Genomic DNA, 15896 nt, shown 5'->3' on the forward strand with positions numbered 1-15896 from the left:
CCCTTCCTTGTTAACTCCCGTAAAAACTAGAGGCGCGCTGCCTGGCGAGATCGCCGACCATCGCTATTCGTCGGCCAACTCCCTCAACGATTTCACGGCGGTGGCATATCCCCGAGGCCCGAGGCCGGCGATGACTGCGGTCGCGATCTTCGACACAAGCGATCGGTGGTAGATCTCCTCGCGCCTGTGAATATTCGAGATGTGGAGCTCGACGATCGGCCCGGAAAACATCTTCAGCGCGTCTAGGATTGCGATCGACGTGAAGGACAGACCGGCCGGATTGATGACGATCCCGGCTCCCTCGTCGATCGCTTCGTGGATCCAGTCGATGATCTGGCCTTCGCTGTTCGACTGGTGGAAACGGACGGGCGTGTCGCCGGCCGCATCGCGGCAGATGGCCTCGATCTCGGCCAGCGTCGTCGTGCCGTAGATTTCCGGTTCGCGCTTGCCGAGCCGGTTCAGGTTCGGGCCGTTGATCACGTAGATAGGCTTCGCCATGACGGCTCCTTTGTCTTCGATCAGCCCTGGTAACCCAGCAGCCGGGGCAGCCAGAGCACGAACTCCGGGAAAAAAGTGATGAGAGCCAGCGCAGCGATCATCGCCCATAGGAACGGCAGCACGTCGCGGACGATGTCCTTCAGCGGCACCTCGGCGATCCTCGTCATGATGAACAGCAGCAGACCGTATGGCGGCGTCACCAGGCCGAGCATGATGTTGACCACCACCGTCACCCCGAAATGCACCATGTCGATGCCGAGCGCGCGCGCCGTCGGGATGAGGACGGGCACGATCACGAGAAGAATCGTGGTGCCTTCGAGCACGCAGCCAAGCAGCAGGAGGAGGATATTGACGAGGATCAGGAAGCCGGTGGGCGACAGATCCCAGCTTGTGAGAATGGCCTTGATAGATTCAGGGATGTTCTCGACGGTGACCACATAATTGAAGACCAGGGCGCCGGCGATCAGCATGCCGATCGAGGCCGAGGTGCGCGCGCTGGCCAGCACGGAACGGTAGAAATCGGCGAAGCTGACACTGCGGTAGAGAACGACGGAGATAATCAGGGCGTACGCCGCAGCCACGGCCGCCGCTTCGGTCGGCGTGGTGACGCCGGTGTAGATGCCGCCGAGCAACACGACCGGCATCATGAGCGAGGGGAAGGCACGCCAGGTAATGCCCGGCAGTTCGCGCAGCGGCGTTGGCGCCTCGACTGGAAAGTTGTTGCGCCGCGCCTGATAGGCCACGATCCCCATCTGCGCCGCTGCCATCAGCAGGCCGGGAATGACGCCGCCGAGGAACAGGTAGCCAATCGAGGCATCGGACACGAGCGCATAGATGACCATGGGGATCGACGGCGGGATGATCGGGCCGATGACGGCAGTCACGGCCGTCAGCGCCGCAGCGTAGCTCGGCGTGTACTTGCCGTCCTTGGTCATCATCATCTGCATCATCTTGCCGGTGCCGGCGGCATCGGCGATGGCCGATCCCGACATGCCCGCAAAGATGATGCTCTGGACGATGTTGACGTAGGCAAGGCCGCCCCGGAACCGGCCGACCACGGCATCGCAGAAGCGCAGCAGGCGCTCGGTCATCGAGCCGATGTTCATCAGTTCCGCGGCCAGGATGAACAGCGGCACGGCGAGGATGATGTAGTTGTTGTACATCCCGTTCAGGAGCTGCTCGGCCGCCGTCCCCATATCGAGCCCTGCCAGCAGCAGATAGAGGATCGAGCCGGCGATCATGGAGTGCCCGATCGGCAGCCCGAGGAAGGCAAGCACGGTGATCGCGACGACCGAGATCGAGAATGGGCTGGTGAGATTCATACCCCCGATCCCGCCTTGGTAGGATCGAACTCCTTTGGCGCCTTGCCGAACACGGCCTGCCAGGACAGCCAGAGGTAGCGCAGAATGATAGCCACGACGAAGAGGATGTAGATCGAGAACAGCCAGTCGAAGCGGATCTTCAGATAGGCGGTCTTTTCGACCTTCATGAATGTCACGTAGTCGAGCACGGCAGGAAACGAAATCGCGTAGAGCGCGATCAGCGATGCGGCCGCGATGAGGAACATGATGCGGCGAACACGCGGTGGTGCCGAGGCGTAGAAGAGGTCGAAGCGGATCTCCTCCTCCTCGCGCACAACGAAGGCCCCACCCCACAGCACCAGCCAGATCCACAGGATCACGCTGATTTCGTTGGTCCAGCCGATCGGCATGTTGAGCAGATAGCGAAAGACGATCTGCAGCAGGAAGGCCGCGAACATTGCCGCCAGCATGACGGCGAGGACGTTCTCGGCGCGCCGGTATAGCCAGCGGCCAAGGTTTCGGAGCGAAGGGTTCACGCGGGCTTCTCCGCCTGTGAAAGCCATTTCTGGAATGAGAGGCGCGGCGCAAGCAATCCCCGCCGCACCTCCGGCTTAGAGCGCGTTGATCTTGTCGACCATGCCGGCCGGCCAGTCCTTGGCGAGGTCCGACGACAGGTATTTCTCCTGAGCGTATTTGCGGAACGCGGCGATATCGGGCTCGTAGAGCTTGAGGCCCTTGCCCTTGAACAGCTCGACCAGCTCCTTCTCGCGCGCTAGGTGCTTTTGCGTGCTGAATTCGATGGCGGCGTCAGCGGCGGCCTGGAACTTCGCCTGTTTGTCGGCGCCCATGTCATCCCACACCTTCTTCGACACGGTCAGCAGATCGAAACCGACCAGGTGCGAGGTCAGCACGATCTGCGACATGACCTCATAGAACTTCATGTTCTCGACATTCGGCAGCGGATTGTCCTGGCCGTCGATCGCGCCAGTCTGCAGCCCGGTATAGACTTCGGCATAGGCCATGGCGACGGGATTGGCGCCGAGTGCGGAGCCGAGGAACTGCCAGGCGTCACCGCCCGGCATGCGCAGCTTGATGCCCGCCATGTCGGCGGGAGTGGTGATCTTCTTGTCCGGCTTGAGGCCGATCTGCCGGGCGCCGAAATAGGTCGGCCCGAGCACGCGCACGCCAAGCTGGTCCTCGGTCATCTTCTTCATCTCCGCGCCGAGATCGCCGGCGAAGAAGGTTTTCAGATGCGCGGCGTCGCGGAACAAATAGGCGGCGGTGACGATCGACCACGCCGGGATCTGCTTGGAGATATCCTGCGGTGCGATGTTGCCCATCTCGAGATTGCCGCGCTGCAAGGCGACGAGCTCGGTACCCTGCTTGAACAGGTTGCCGCCGTAGTAGCCCTCAAAGACGAAGTCGTCCTTGATCGCGTCGGCGAACATTTTCATCATGTCGGCGCGGATGTCTTGTTCGGAGAACACGGCCGAGAAGCGCAGCTTCGGCTTGTCCTGGGCGAGCGCCGGAAAGGCTGCCGTCGTGGCGAGCGCGCCCGCCCCAACCAGGAGTTCCCGGCGTGTGGCATTGAAAGTCATGGTCTTTCCTCCCTATTGGCTAGTGTCCAAGTCCTATGTCGGCTGGATCACGGACTCTCCCAAAGGCGGCAAACGCCGCCTTCATCCGTTCAACATCGGGCGCAAGCCCGGTGAAAAGTTCAAAAGCCCGCACGGCCTGGAACACGGCCATTCCCTCGCCGCTGAGCGTGCGGCAACCCCGTTGCCGTGCCTCCCTGAGCAGTTCCGTTTCGAGCGGCAGGTAGACGATGTCGGCGACCCAGCACTCCGGCCGCAACAGATCGGCGGCGATCGGCATGCCGGGCAACTTTGCCATCCCGACCGGCGTCGCGTTGACGATGCCGTCTGCGCGAGCCGAGGCCGCAGCGAGGTCCGAGATGACCTCCACCTTTTGCGTGCCGCCGGCCGACCCGAGCCGCGACGCCAGCGCTTCGGCCCGATCAGCCTGCAAATCGGTCACCAGCAGCGTCTCGACGCCGCTTTCCAACAAGGCTTGGGCCACGGCAGCGCCGGCACCCCCGGCTCCCAGCAGCAGCACCTCCCGACGCTTCTGTCCGGCCAGCCCGTGGCGAAAACTCTCCTTGAACCCCCACTTGTCGGTGTTGTGACCGATGCGCCGGCCGCCCCGGAACACCACGGTATTGACCGAGCCAAGGATCTCGGCCGCCTCGGAAAGCTCGTCGAGCAGCGGGATGATTTCCTGTTTGTAGGGGAATGTGACGTTGAAGCCGGTGAAGCCGAAGTGCCCGGCAAAGGCGATGAGATCACCCAAAGGAGGGGCAGTCTCGCCCATGGTTTCGGTATCGAGCAGCGTATAAACACAGGAGAGCCCCTGGGCGCGGCCTTCCGCCTCGTGCATCGCCGGCGTCCGGGAAAGTTGAATTCCACGCCCGAGCAAGCCGACCAATATGCGGCGCGAACTGGGAGGCGTCTCCCATTTTTCCGCAGCGGTGGCGGCAAGCAAGGCCAAACGATCCTCCCAAATCGAACTGGGCGCAACTTTGTACCAGTCAGTTAATTTCGTCAACTACTTTGTACTATTCGGTTAATTTGCTAGATTCAGATGCCGGTGCCACGATTGCGAGGAGCGGACATGAGTGACGAGATGATGCTGAACGAGAAGGCGGCGGCGGGCGGCCGCAGCGGGTGGAAGCAGGATCCCGCCGGCGTTCAAAAGAACATACTCGCGGTGGCGATGACCGAGTTTGCCGCAAACGGCCTGTCGGGCGCGCGCATCGACGAGATCGCGGCAAAGACGCATACGTCAAAGCGAATGATCTACTACTATTTCGGCGACAAGGAACGGCTCTACGGGCGCGTCCTCGAGGAAGCCTACCGGCAGGTGCGAACGGGCGAGCAGGAGCTGGAGCTTGATCATCTGTCGCCGGTCGAGGCACTGAAGCGGCTCACTGAGTTCACCTTCGATCACCACAGCCGCCATCCGGATTTCATCAGGATCGTGATGATCGAAAACATCCATCATGGCGTGTATCTCGAACAGTCTGAACTGATCAGGCTGTTGAATGCAGGGGCTATTCAAAAGCTTGAGGCGATCTGCCGGCGCGGGCGCGCGGATGGTCTTTTCCGTGAAGACGTGTCCCCGCTCGAACTGCACTGGCACATCAGCGCGTCGAGCTTCTTCAACGTCTCCAACCAAGCCACCTTCTCACGCATTTTTGGCAGCACACTTTACACCGTGGACGGTCAGCGCTCGCTCCGAGATCATTTGGTGGAAATGATCGTCGGCCTTGCGCTGAAACCCGAGCGTCCGAAGGCGCGCACTCGTGGAGCCGCCCGCTCCTGATCGTTGTGCTTTCCTGATATTCAGTTTGGGAGCTGAGAGGCTGTTGCGGACCCAGCTTCAGACCTTGGTCCCATCGGCCTGAGCGTCCCCCATCGTTCCTCGGATGCCAAAAGCCGCCAATCCGCCTACGGCCCAGACCGGACATTGTTGGAGACCATAAAAGCTGACGTCGGACAAGAGCCCAGCTTAACCGAATTGACCAACGTCTTTCCCGAATACAAAGGAGCTTCACCTCCAATGAAGTTTCTAGATTTTGTAGAACCGTTCCGCGTTTGCGCGAAGCACGGCAATGCGCTCCTGCTCAGACAGCTGCCCAACGGCGGCATGGATCGCAGCGATGATCTTTCTCGGGGAGGCAAAGAGCAGGTCCACCGGAATGTTGGTTCCCACCATCGTGCGCCCGGCGCCGAATGCTTCCAGCGCGTGGTCGAGCAGCGGCAGCGTGCTTTCGACCGTCCAGGCGGGGTCACCGAGACCGAAGCCGCATAGCTTGACGTTGATGTTTGGCGCTTGCGCCAGCCGTCTGATCGCAGAGCGCCAGCGGGAAAGCCCTTCCACGCTCCGATCAGCGACCATGCCGAAATGCTCGAGCACGATCAGGGTGTCCGGGAAGGCCCTCGCGAGCGCCAGTGCGCTATCCATCTGCGGCCAGTAGAGCTGGAGGTCGAAGCTCAGCCCGAGCGGTGCGAGGCGGGCAAAGCCACGCCGCCATTGCGGGCTCTCCATGAGATCTGGGCCGGGCGCGCTGCGCAGGCGCGGCTCGTCGTGCCAGTTCAAGATTTGCCGAATTCCGCGTAGGCGTGGGAAACCGGCAAGGGCCTCGAGAAGCCGCTCGGCATCCGGCGCGGCCAGATCGGCATAGGCGACAATCGCATCCGGCATGCCCTCCCGCCTCGCCAGCGCGCTCAGCCAGCGCGTTTCGTCGAGCGGAACGTGCGGGTTGCGGCCGTTCTGCACATGCACCGTCTTGACGATGCCGAGCCGATCCATGTCGCGGCGGTAGTCGGCCGGCAGATAGTCGCGGCGGATGGGCGAGAGATCGCCCTCCAGCGGCTCCGGCCTGTCGGGATCGAGCCACGGATAGGCGGCGTCCGAAAGGCTCTGGAAATGCTGATGCGCATCGACGATCGCCCAGCCTTCGTCGGCCGGCATCATCAGCGCTTGCGTGTCCACTGGTCGGCGAACACGGCGAGGATGACGACGACGCCCGAAGCAACATACTGCCAGAAGGACGGAACGTTCATCAGCGTCAACCCGTTCTGCAGGCCCCCCAGGGTCAGCGCTCCAACGAGCGAGCCAAGCGGATTGCCGACGCCGCCAAACAGGCTCGCCCCGCCGATCACGGCCGAGCCGATCGCCTGCAGCTCGAAACCGCTGCCGCCGATCGGTTCGGCAGCACCGATGCGGGCGATCAGCACGAAGCCGGCCAGGCTCGAAAGGACCCCGGAGATCGTATAGACGGTGATTTTCACCCTTTCGATGTTGATGCCCGAGAGCCTGGCAGCTTCCTCGTTGCCGCCGATGGCGATGATCTGCTCGCCCAGCGCCGTGTAGCGGACCAGCAGATAGGCAAGGGCTGCCACCGCCAATGCCAGAAGCACGGGCGTCGGGATGTCGAGGACGCGGCCGGCGAAGATGGCGCGGAACTCCTTGGGCAATCCGTAGATCGGCTGGCCGTCGGTGTAGATCAGCGCGGCGCCCCGGAAGATGCTGAGCGTGCCGAGCGTGACGATGAAATCGGGCAACTTCAGCCTGGCGATCAGCACGCCGTTCAGCAGGCCGCAGACGAGCCCGACAAGAAGCCCGGCGCCGATGCCGGCCAGCAGCCCATGCGAGAGCATGTCGGCCGCGACCATGCTGGACAGGCCGACGGTCGAGCCGACCGACAGGTCGATGCCCTTGGTCATGATGACCAGCGTCATGCCGACCGCGATCACCGCGTTGATCGAGGACTGCAACATGATGTCGATGAGGTTCGACGGCTGGTAGAAAGTGCCGTTGAGCACCGAGAAGACCAGGAAAAGCGCCACGCAGCCGATCGCCACGCTCGCTTTGCGCAGCGTATCGCCGCGTCGCGACACCGTAGGACTCTTTCTGTCGGCCACTTCCGTTCGCGGTAGGGAACTGAGTTCGGTCACGGATTCTCCTCTCGGGCGGCAAGCGCGATCAGCCGCTCCTCGGTCAGGCTGGCGTCGTTGTCGACAATGCTGCGCAGGCGCCCGCCGCTGACGATGCCGATGCGATGGCAGATCAGCAGGAGTTCCGGCAATTCCGACGACACCACGAACAGCGCTGCTCCATCGGCGGCGAGGCGACGCAGCAGCGCATAGATCTCCGCCTTGGCGCCGACATCGATGCCGCGGGTCGGCTCGTCGAACAGGAACACGCGCGCGCCCGTCGCCAGCCAGCGAGCGATCACCACCTTCTGCTGGTTGCCGCCCGAAAGGTTGCGCATCTCGGTGCCGATCGAAGCGGGGCGGATGTGCAGGTCATCCACATAGCGCCTGGCGGCCTGTTGCCTTTCCGCGCCCTTGATCACGCCAAGCGATGCAAAGCGGTCATGATTGCCGAGGCCGAAATTGCGCTCGACATCCATCATAGGCACGATCGCATGGCCCCTGCGGTCCTCGGGAATCAGGGCTACGCCGGCCCGCATGGCGTCTGCCGGCTTGCCGAGGGTCACGCGCTTGCCGGCGATGCTGATCTCGCCGGCCGAGAGCGGATCGATGCCGAAACAGGCGCGCAGGACGGCGGAGCGTCCCGAGCCGACCAAGCCCGACAGCCCGACGATCTCTCCGGCGCCGATCGACAGGTTGACGTCGCTGATGCGGGCGGTGGAGACGCCGCGCAGCTCGATCAGCGGCGTGCTGTCGACCGGCGCCGGCTTTTCGGCACTCATCTCGCGCGACAGTTCGCGGCCCGCGATCAGCTCATTGAGCTTGGCCTCGGAATAGTCGCCGATCGGGCCGGAAGCGACGACCTCGCCATCGCGCAGGATGGTCACACGATCGGCTATGGCGCGGATTTCGTTCATCCGATGCGAGATGTAGACGATCGCCTTGCCGGCCGCCTTGAGGCTCCGGATGACAGCGAACAGGCTTTCCTGCTCGGCAGGAGTCAGGCTGGATGTCGGCTCGTCGAAGGCGATGATGCGGCCGCCGCGGGCGAGCGTGCGGCTGATCTCCACCAGTTGCCGGTCGGCCATGCCGAGTGCCGATACCGGCGTGTCGGTATCGAGATGCGGCGCCAGGTCGTCGAGGATGGCGCGCGCCTGGCGGCGGAAGCCGGCGCGCGGAACGAGCTTTAATCCGCGTGTCCGGCCGAGGAAGATGTTCTGGGCAACGTCGAGTTGCGGTACGAGGCTGAGTTCCTGGCTGACGAGGCCGATGCCCATGGCCAGCGCGTCGCGCGGCCCATCGATGCGCACGGCGCCGAGCGGATCGAGCGCGATGCGCCCTTCATCCGGTTGCACGATGCCGAACATCACCTTCATCAGTGTGGACTTGCCGGCTCCGTTCTCGCCCAGAAGGGCGTGAACCTCGCCGCCGCGCAAATCGAGATCGACGCCTTTCAGCGCCTGGACGCCGGCGAAGCGCTTGGCGATGCCGGTCATCCGAAGAGCGGGAGGACGGCTTTCGCCGTCCTCTGGATTGGTGTTTCGACCAAGCACCTGCGGTGCCTCAGTTTGTCTTGGGATCGGGAAAATCCTTGACGTTGTCCTTGGTGATAACGGCCTGGGGCGACAAGATCCACTGCGGAATGGCCTGACAGCCGAGAAGCCGCAGCGCCATTTGGACGCCGAGCTGACCCTCCTCGAAGGGGAACTCCGCTACGGTCGCGCGCATCTCGCCGGCGCCGACCGATTTCTTCGCTTCCCGGATGCCGTCGGTACCGACGACGGCGACCTTTTCCAGGCTGCTGCCGCTGGTGACGGCTTCGACGACGCCGAGCGCCATGCCGTCATTGTTGGCGTAGATGCCGGCGAGGTCCGGCGTCTGGCGCAGGATGTTCGAGGTGGTGTTCAACGCCGTCAGCCGGTCCCAGTTGCCGGGCTGGCTCGCGACGAGCTCGAGATTGGTGTATTTCTTCAGCTCTTCCTTGAAGCCCTGGATGCGCAGGCGCGCATTGGGCGAACCGGCAGCCCCCTCGATCTGGGCGACCTTGCCGCCGTCCGGATAGGTCTGGTGCAGGAAGGCGGCTGCCTTGGCGCCGATCGAGACCTGGTCGGTGCCGATGTAGGTGCTGGCACCATCGGTGCGCGCGTCGTCAATGATGATGGTGGGGATGTTGGCGGCGCGGGCCGCTTCGATCACCGGCGCCAGATTGGAATCGGATTGCGGTGACAGCAGCAGCGCGTCCGGCTTCTGCGACAGCACCGTCTGCGCCAGGTTGAGCTGCTCGATCATCGAGTTCTCGTCCTTGGCGGCCTGCACGTCGACGCTGATCTTGTACTTCGCCGCCTCGGCCTTCGCGCCGGCCGCGACGTCCTGCCAGAACTCGTTGATCAGCGTCTTGGTGACATAGGCAAAACGCAGCTCCTTCTTGGGCGCCGGCACCGCGCCGAATTCCGCCTCGACGGCCGTCGATTCGATCTTGTCCATCTTGGCTGTCGGATAGGCCGGGCAACTGTCCTCCGCGAAAGCCGGGACTACGCTGAAAAGGGCCAGTGCCGTCGACGCGGCGAACAGGCCGCTTGTCCGTAACTTCATCGAAATTCCTCCCATTGGGTGCCGGATCAGCTCCGGAGCTTCCTCTTCCCTGTAGACCCAAGCGCGGGCCAGATCCTCACGCCCTCACGCGCTCTGGCTGTTCACGACTTCACCGTGTTGCAGCAAGTTGAAAACTAGATCATTCAATCTGTTAGATACAAATTAGAAGACCTATCCGATCTATTAGCCAGGCTAAAAGAAAAATGCTATGGAATGGGCCGGCCAAACGGGGTGGAAAAGGCATGCAGATACCGGTCAAGGCGATTTGGGTTTTCCATGCCGCTGCCCGCGCCGGCAGCATTTCGCGGGCCGCCGAGGAATTCGGCGTGACACCGTCGGCGGTGACCCAGCAGATCCAGGCGCTCGAGCTTCAGCTCGGGGTGAGCCTGCTGACCAAGATGGGCCGCCGCGTGGTGCTTACGGAAGCGGGCGAACGCTATTTCGCGACCATCACCGACGAGATCGAGCGCATATCCGAGGCCACCAGCACGATCCGCGGCTACCGCTCTGTGACGATGCTGACCGTGCGGGCGACACCGACGCTGTCCAACAAATGGCTGCTGCCGCGCCTTGCCTCCTTTCTCGACCAGAACCCGGAATTGGAAATCCGCCTCGATGGAACCAATGAGCCGACCGATTTCAATCGCGAGCTCGTCGACCTGGAAATACGCCATGGCGATGGGCGCTGGCCCGGCCTTTTCGTTGAGGGTATGGCCGAAGAGACGTTCATTCCAGCCTGCGCGCCGGCTCTGGCGGCGGCGGGCAGTCTTCGCGCCGAGGACCTGACGCGGTTTCGGCTGATCCATTCGGTGAAGTCGCAGGCCCAATGGCCGGCCTGGTTCAAGCTCGCCGGCGCGCAGCCGGCGCACCGATGGCGCCGCATCCTGTTCGACCGCAGCCACATGGCCATTGACGCAGCCCTCGACGGGATGGGGATCGCGCTCGAAAGCAGCATGATGATGGAACGTGAACTGCGCGACGGCCGGCTCATCTGCCCCGTCGCCGATCCTCCTTCGGTCCGCATCGTGACGCAGTGGATCGTCTGTCCGCGCGATCATCTGCGGCAAAAGAAGGTGCGGCTTTTCCTGGACTGGCTGCGCGCAGAGCGCGACCGGATGCCGGACCAGCCGGCACCGAAATAGTCATCCGCGGAGCGTGATTGGGTCGGGCGCGGTGTCCAGCCCGTCCACTTGATAACTTTACGACTTTCTGTATTTGTGTGAAAAATCTGAAAGCCGAAGGTTTCTTATGCTGTCCCGTTTCGCCACCCGATTGAACTCTTTCGCGTCCGCTCCGCAGCTGCAATGGCCGGACCTTTCCGGCAAGCCGAGCATGATGCAGATGGTCGAGCGCGCCGCAACCGTGCGTGGCCTTACCGACCTCGACCTGAACTTCCCCGATCATGTTTCGGGGGAGCCTGCGGCAATTGCCCGGCGGATCGGCGATCTCGGACTGTCCGTCAACGGCCTTGCCATGCGCTACTACACCAACCCGGCATTCAAGCGCGGAGCCTTCACCAATCCGGACGAGGTCGTGAGACGCGAAGCCATCGACCTGACCAAGCGCGGCATCGACGCGGCGCGCGCCATGGGAGTCGATCTGATGACGATCTGGCTCGGCCAGGATGGCTTCGACTACAACTTCCAGCTGGATTACGCGCAGGTCTGGGATTGGGAGGTCGCCGGCATACGCGAAGTGGCCGAGCATGATCCGGGCTGCCGCATCAGCATCGAATACAAGCCCGACGAGCCGCGCGCGCAGTCGCTGTTGCGGGACGCGGCGACGACGCTGCTTGCCGTTGCCGAAGCGGGGGCGCCCAATCTCGGCGTCACCATCGATTTCGCGCATGCGCTCTATGCAGGCGAGCAGCCGGCCCTTGTCGCGCATCTGATCCATCGCCGCAGCCGGTTGCTGGGCGTTCATCTCAATGACGGATATGCCAAGCGCGATGACGGGTTGATGGTCGGCGCAGTGCATATTCGCTCGACCCTCGAATTGCTCCACCAGATCCGCCGTGACGGTTTCGACGGCGCGCTCTATTTCGATACCTTTCCCGATACCAGCGGGCTCGATCCGGTCGCCGAATGCGAGGTCAACATCGCCACCGTGCGGCGCCTGCTGGAGATTTCCGAGGAACTGGCTGGCGACAACGGCCTTGCCGACGCGCTGGCCCGTCAGGATGCCGTGGCCAGCCAGAGGATCGTCAACAGGGCCTTGATCGGCGCGTGACTGGCGTTCGCGAGTGCCGCAGGAGACGATGATGCCGAGGAAGAAAGCATGAGCCTGCCGCTTGGCGATCCGAGGACGATCGGGCCGCGCATTCGCATGATGATGCCGCACCTCACACCGCTGGAGGGGCGGGTGGTCGACATGATCCTCGGCCGGCGCGATTTCGGCGAGGCTACATCGCTGAAGGCCGTGGCCGAAGACGCCGGCGTGTCGGAGGCGATGATCGTCAAGGTCGCCAAGAAACTCGGCTTCGACGGTTTCAAGGATTTCCGGGCAGGCCTCGCCGGCTACAACCGCCTGCCGACCGCCGAGCTGCATGAGGAGCTTTCGCCCGACGACACCGATGCCGAGATCGCGCGCAAAGTGTTCCGCACTTCGGTGCATGCCTTGGAGGAGACGCTTGCCATTCTCGATCCGGAGGCGCTGGAGCGGGCGGCCGACCTGATCTTCGGCGCGCGCCAGCGCGATCTCTACGGTCTCGGCGGCTCGGCCCAGATCGCGCGCGACGTCGCGCACAAGCTCTTGCGCATCGGCGTGCGCACCAGCGTGTTCGACGATACGCATATGATGCTGATGTCGGCTTCGCTGCTGGGGGAGGGTGATGTCGCTATCGCCTTCTCGCATTCGGGTGCCAGCACGGCCGTGATCGAGGCCATCGAGCTGGCGCGCCGGCGCGGCGCTCGCACCATCGCTCTCACCAACTATGCGACCTCGCCGCTTGCCTCGGTCGCCGATGTGGTGCTGTGCTCGACCGCCCAGGGTTCGCCGTTGCTGGGAGAAAATGCCGCCGCACGCATTGCCCAGCTGATCATCTTCGATGCCGTCTTCGCAGCGGTCGCGCGGCGCGACCTCAAGGCGGCCGAACGCAACCTCGCCGCGACCATGGGTGCGGTCGCCGGCAAGCGGCGCGGCGCATGACCGCCTCGTCCAGCCCAGTCGTCGTGGTGGTCGGCAGCCTTCACTACGACATCATGGTCGACGCGCCCGACCGCCCCCGCAAGGGCGAGACGGTCACCGGCTTTGGCTGGCGGCCGAAATTCGGCGGCAAGGGCGGCAATCAGGCGGTCGCGGCGGCGAAGGCCGGCGCCGACGTGCGCATGGTGGGCGCCGTGGGCGACGATGATTTCGGCCGGTTTCTCCTCTCCAATCTCACTGCCGCCGGTGTCGACACGTCCCGTGTCGCCCGCATCGACGGCTGCGGCTCAGGCATGAGCGTCGCCATAACCGATAGTAGCGGGGACTATGGCGCCGTCATCGTTACCGGGGCGAATGCCGCAGCCGATCCGAAGGGCCTGAGCGACCCAACGCTTTGGCGAGACGCTGGCGTGCTCATCCTGCAGAACGAGATGCCCGACGCCGTCAATCTCGCCGCGGCGAAAGCCGCGAAGGTGGCCAGGGTGCCCGTGTGCCTCAATGCCGCGCCGTACCGGCCGCTGGCGGACGAACTCATCGCGCTGGTCGATATACTGATGGTGAATGCCATCGAGGCCGAACAGTTCTCAGGCTGCCCGGTCGGGGACATTGCTTCGGCCGTTGGCGCCGTCAGGCTACTCTCCAGCCGCTGCGCCACTGTCGTGGTGACGGCGGGCGGAGACGGCGTGGCCGGCATGCTGAGCGGCCAGGATCCTGTCGTGGTTCCCGCCATTCCGGTCCGGCTGATCAGCACGCATGGCGCGGGCGATGTCTTCGCAGGGAGCTTTGCCGCTGCACTGGCCGCGGGCCACGCCTTTGCGCAATGCCTCGACGTCGCGAACCAGGCCGCCGCCATCCACGTCTCGACCTGACGGCATTTCAATCTTTAGCCCAGCTAAACAATCGAGCTCGCCTTCTAAATTGCGCTAACAGCTTTCTCGCCATACGAATGAGCGCGTCCGGCAGGCACTGGCCGGACCATCGGCGGCTTGGCCGGCCGGGGAGGTAGCAATGTCACTGCGGGAAGGCGTCGGACGCCTTCGTTGCGTGTCCCGGTCAGCCGGAGCACGGAAGCCTTTGCATGCCTCGCCGAAGCCGACGCCGTGCTCGAAAATTCGGTCGTGCGAAGGAAACAGACATGAACCTCTACACTTTGCTTGCCGCGCGCGCGGAACGTGGTCGTCCGGTGCGGGTGGGCCTGATCGGCGCCGGCAAGTTCGGCTCGATGGTGCTGTCGCAGGCACAGCGTATCGCCGGATACCACATGGTCGCGGTTGCGGACCTGAATGTTTCCAAGGCGCGGGACTCTTTGCAGCGCGTGGGCTGGCCGGCGGAGCGATACCAGGCACAGGATGCCGGCGAGGCTGTGAAGAACGGCACGACCTTCGTCACCGATGACGTTGCAGCCCTGCTTGCCTGCGAAGAGATCGAATGCGTGATCGAGGCGACAGGTCATCCCATTGCCGGGACGCGCCATGCACTGGCGGCGATCGAAGCCGGCAAGCATGTCGTCATGGTCAATGTGGAGGCCGACGTCATGGTCGGTCCCATCCTCGCCGAGAAGGCGCGCCAGAAGGGCGTCGTCTATTCGATGGCCTATGGCGACCAGCCGGCGTTGATTTGTGAGCTGGTGGACTGGGCGCGAGCGACCGGTTTCGAGGTGACGGCGGCGGGCAAGGGGATGAACTTCGAGCCGCGCTACAGGTATTCCACTCCTGACACAGTCTGGGGCTTCTTCGGCTGGACCGAGGAGGAAGTGGCAAAGGGTGACTTCAATCCGAAGATGTACAACTCCTTCACCGATGGCACCAAGGCAGCCATCGAGATGGCCGCTGTCGCCAATGGCACCGGTCTGGACTGCCCCGACGACGGCCTGGCCTTCCCACCCTCGGGCCTGCACGATCTGGCCAAGGTGTTTCGTCCGATCGCCGATGGTGGCCGCTTGGCGCGCTCCGGTCTGGTCGAGATTGCCGCCAGCCAGGAGCCGGATGGCCGTGAGGTCTTCAATAACATCCGCTATGGCGTCTTCGTCACGTTCAAGGCGCACAACGAATACTCGCGCGCCTGCTTTAAGCAGTACGGACTGCTGACCGACCCGTCGGGCTGGTACGCCTCGATGTGGCGGCCCTTCCACATCATCGGGCTGGAGACCTCGATCAGCGTGCTGTCTGCCGTCCTGCGCAACGAGCCGACCGGTTCATCGAAGGAGTTCCGCGGCGACGCGGTGGCGACGGCCAAGAAGGACATGCAGCCGGGCGAGGTGCTGGACGGCGAGGGTGGCTTTGCGGTCTGGGCCAATGCGATCCCGGCTTCGATCAGCCTTGAGCGCGCCGCACTTCCCATCGGGCTGGCGCACAATGTGCGGCTGAAGCGTGCCGTCAAGAAGGACCAGATTGTCAGCTTCAACGATGTCGAGCTGGTGAACGACCTCGATGTCGTGAAAGTGCGCCGCGAGATGGAAGAGCGCTTCCGCCCGACGCCGAGCGTGGCCGCCTGATAGCACGCGGAGGGGAGGAATGTCATGGCTGAACAAAGTGCGCCACGCTTCGTGGTGATCCCCGAGTTTCGCGTCGAACCTGAAGTCAAGGCAGCGTTTCTCGACGCTGCCCTGGACGATGCCCGCCATTCGGTTGCCGATGAGGCCAAGTGCCATCAGGTCGATGTCATATGCCCGGAGAACGCCCGAGGACACGGTGGTGTTCTATGACGTCTACGAGGATCGCGCCGCATTCGAGACGCATCTGCAAGCGCCGCACCTCGGGCGCTTTCAGTGGGCAATGAAGACGCTCGACATAGAGGAAACGATCGTCCGCCTCGCGGCCCTCAAGAATTCCTGAGCAAAGCATCCGAGCGTTGGGAGGCGTCG

General features: G+C 63.6%; 17 protein-coding genes. 8 read left to right on the forward strand and 9 right to left on the reverse strand.

The genetic code is table 11. The features are described 5' to 3' along the window. Positions 1 to 63 precede the first annotated feature (63 nt). The 5 genes from AC1DYO_RS03060 to AC1DYO_RS03080 all read right to left on the reverse strand — a co-directional run bounded on the left by AC1DYO_RS03060 (position 64) and on the right by AC1DYO_RS03080 (position 4346). Positions 64 to 498 (reverse strand): type II 3-dehydroquinate dehydratase, encoded by a 435-nt coding sequence (locus AC1DYO_RS03060; protein WP_477260175.1) that lies wholly within the window; start codon positions 496 to 498, stop codon positions 64 to 66. A gap of 20 nt (positions 499 to 518) precedes the next feature. Continuing rightward, complete coding sequence (locus AC1DYO_RS03065; RefSeq protein WP_477260177.1) at positions 519 to 1820, reverse strand: TRAP transporter large permease; 1302 nt, start codon at positions 1818 to 1820, stop codon at positions 519 to 521. Beyond that, positions 1817 to 2335, reverse strand: a complete 519-nt coding sequence (locus AC1DYO_RS03070) for a TRAP transporter small permease (RefSeq protein ID WP_477260179.1) — start codon at positions 2333 to 2335, stop codon at positions 1817 to 1819. The genes AC1DYO_RS03065 and AC1DYO_RS03070 overlap by 4 nt, the downstream gene beginning before the upstream one ends. Positions 2336 to 2410: 75 nt before the next feature. Then, the gene (gene dctP / locus AC1DYO_RS03075) at positions 2411 to 3397 is read right to left on the reverse strand and encodes a TRAP transporter substrate-binding protein DctP (protein ID WP_477260181.1); all 987 of its coding nucleotides are present in this window, start codon (positions 3395 to 3397) and stop codon (positions 2411 to 2413) included. A 19-nt stretch (positions 3398 to 3416) separates the two neighbouring features. Beyond that, the gene (locus tag AC1DYO_RS03080) at positions 3417 to 4346 is read right to left on the reverse strand and encodes a shikimate dehydrogenase (protein WP_477260183.1); all 930 of its coding nucleotides are present in this window, start codon (positions 4344 to 4346) and stop codon (positions 3417 to 3419) included. A 123-nt stretch (positions 4347 to 4469) separates the two neighbouring features. On the opposite strand from AC1DYO_RS03080, the gene AC1DYO_RS03085 reads away from it, so the two are divergent. Further along, positions 4470 to 5180: a TetR/AcrR family transcriptional regulator gene (locus AC1DYO_RS03085; RefSeq protein ID WP_477260185.1), complete on the forward strand. Its 711-nt coding sequence runs from the start codon at positions 4470 to 4472 to the stop codon at positions 5178 to 5180. 246 nt (positions 5181 to 5426) lie between these two features. Here the strand turns inward: AC1DYO_RS03085 and AC1DYO_RS03090 are convergent, their stop codons facing one another. From AC1DYO_RS03090 to AC1DYO_RS03105, 4 genes are read right to left on the reverse strand one after another with little or no spacing between them, the layout of a single operon-like run. Next, positions 5427 to 6335 carry an amidohydrolase family protein gene (locus AC1DYO_RS03090; RefSeq protein WP_477260187.1) on the reverse strand — a complete coding sequence of 303 codons (909 nt, stop codon included), beginning with the start codon at positions 6333 to 6335 and terminating at the stop codon, positions 5427 to 5429. Beyond that, the gene (locus tag AC1DYO_RS03095) at positions 6335 to 7318 is read right to left on the reverse strand and encodes an ABC transporter permease (protein ID WP_477260189.1); all 984 of its coding nucleotides are present in this window, start codon (positions 7316 to 7318) and stop codon (positions 6335 to 6337) included. The genes AC1DYO_RS03090 and AC1DYO_RS03095 overlap by 1 nt, the downstream gene beginning before the upstream one ends. Continuing rightward, complete coding sequence (locus AC1DYO_RS03100) at positions 7315 to 8850, reverse strand: sugar ABC transporter ATP-binding protein (protein ID WP_477260191.1); 1536 nt, start codon at positions 8848 to 8850, stop codon at positions 7315 to 7317. Before AC1DYO_RS03100 ends, AC1DYO_RS03095 begins: the two co-directional genes overlap by 4 nt. 10 nt (positions 8851 to 8860) lie before the next feature. Beyond that, positions 8861 to 9889: a sugar ABC transporter substrate-binding protein gene (locus tag AC1DYO_RS03105; RefSeq protein ID WP_477260193.1), complete on the reverse strand. Its 1029-nt coding sequence runs from the start codon at positions 9887 to 9889 to the stop codon at positions 8861 to 8863. A gap of 242 nt (positions 9890 to 10131) precedes the next feature. Between AC1DYO_RS03105 and AC1DYO_RS03110 the strand changes: the two genes are divergently transcribed. The 7 genes from AC1DYO_RS03110 (at position 10132) to AC1DYO_RS03140 (ending at position 15867) form a co-directional block, all read left to right on the forward strand. Continuing rightward, positions 10132 to 11031: a LysR substrate-binding domain-containing protein gene (locus AC1DYO_RS03110; protein WP_477260195.1), complete on the forward strand. Its 900-nt coding sequence runs from the start codon at positions 10132 to 10134 to the stop codon at positions 11029 to 11031. A 106-nt stretch (positions 11032 to 11137) separates the two neighbouring features. Continuing rightward, positions 11138 to 12118, forward strand: a complete 981-nt coding sequence (locus AC1DYO_RS03115; protein WP_477260197.1) for a sugar phosphate isomerase/epimerase family protein — start codon at positions 11138 to 11140, stop codon at positions 12116 to 12118. Between the two features lie 48 nt (positions 12119 to 12166). Beyond that, the gene (locus AC1DYO_RS03120) at positions 12167 to 13036 is read left to right on the forward strand and encodes a MurR/RpiR family transcriptional regulator (protein ID WP_477260199.1); all 870 of its coding nucleotides are present in this window, start codon (positions 12167 to 12169) and stop codon (positions 13034 to 13036) included. After that, positions 13033 to 13902, forward strand: a complete 870-nt coding sequence (locus AC1DYO_RS03125) for a PfkB family carbohydrate kinase (protein WP_477260201.1) — start codon at positions 13033 to 13035, stop codon at positions 13900 to 13902. Before AC1DYO_RS03120 ends, AC1DYO_RS03125 begins: the two co-directional genes overlap by 4 nt. A gap of 266 nt (positions 13903 to 14168) precedes the next feature. Further along, positions 14169 to 15527 (forward strand): NAD(P)H-dependent oxidoreductase, encoded by a 1359-nt coding sequence (locus AC1DYO_RS03130; RefSeq protein ID WP_477260203.1) that lies wholly within the window; start codon positions 14169 to 14171, stop codon positions 15525 to 15527. Between the two features lie 24 nt (positions 15528 to 15551). Further along, positions 15552 to 15737 carry a hypothetical protein gene (locus tag AC1DYO_RS03135; RefSeq protein WP_477260205.1) on the forward strand — a complete coding sequence of 62 codons (186 nt, stop codon included), beginning with the start codon at positions 15552 to 15554 and terminating at the stop codon, positions 15735 to 15737. Beyond that, complete coding sequence (locus tag AC1DYO_RS03140) at positions 15727 to 15867, forward strand: hypothetical protein (protein ID WP_477260207.1); 141 nt, start codon at positions 15727 to 15729, stop codon at positions 15865 to 15867. The genes AC1DYO_RS03135 and AC1DYO_RS03140 overlap by 11 nt, the downstream gene beginning before the upstream one ends. Positions 15868 to 15896: the final 29 nt, after the last annotated feature.

This window comes from Mesorhizobium sp. P2_F5 (genome assembly GCF_056403715.1).

Excerpts from the sequence above, each read along its gene's own strand:
- AC1DYO_RS03060 (WP_477260175.1), bottom strand. The coding sequence starts at position 498 with ATGGCGAAGCCTATCTACGTGATCAACGGCCCGAACCTGAACCGGCTC.
- AC1DYO_RS03065 (WP_477260177.1), bottom strand. The coding sequence starts at position 1,820 with ATGAATCTCACCAGCCCATTCTCGATCTCGGTCGTCGCGATCACCGTG.
- dctP (WP_477260181.1), bottom strand. The coding sequence starts at position 3,397 with ATGACTTTCAATGCCACACGCCGGGAACTCCTGGTTGGGGCGGGCGCG.
- AC1DYO_RS03085 (WP_477260185.1), top strand. The coding sequence starts at position 4,470 with ATGAGTGACGAGATGATGCTGAACGAGAAGGCGGCGGCGGGCGGCCGC.
- AC1DYO_RS03090 (WP_477260187.1), bottom strand. The coding sequence starts at position 6,335 with ATGATGCCGGCCGACGAAGGCTGGGCGATCGTCGATGCGCATCAGCAT.
- AC1DYO_RS03105 (WP_477260193.1), bottom strand. The coding sequence starts at position 9,889 with ATGAAGTTACGGACAAGCGGCCTGTTCGCCGCGTCGACGGCACTGGCC.
- AC1DYO_RS03110 (WP_477260195.1), top strand. The coding sequence starts at position 10,132 with ATGCAGATACCGGTCAAGGCGATTTGGGTTTTCCATGCCGCTGCCCGC.
- AC1DYO_RS03115 (WP_477260197.1), top strand. The coding sequence starts at position 11,138 with ATGCTGTCCCGTTTCGCCACCCGATTGAACTCTTTCGCGTCCGCTCCG.
- AC1DYO_RS03120 (WP_477260199.1), top strand. The coding sequence starts at position 12,167 with ATGAGCCTGCCGCTTGGCGATCCGAGGACGATCGGGCCGCGCATTCGC.
- AC1DYO_RS03125 (WP_477260201.1), top strand. The coding sequence starts at position 13,033 with ATGACCGCCTCGTCCAGCCCAGTCGTCGTGGTGGTCGGCAGCCTTCAC.
- AC1DYO_RS03130 (WP_477260203.1), top strand. The coding sequence starts at position 14,169 with ATGAACCTCTACACTTTGCTTGCCGCGCGCGCGGAACGTGGTCGTCCG.
- AC1DYO_RS03135 (WP_477260205.1), top strand. The coding sequence starts at position 15,552 with ATGGCTGAACAAAGTGCGCCACGCTTCGTGGTGATCCCCGAGTTTCGC.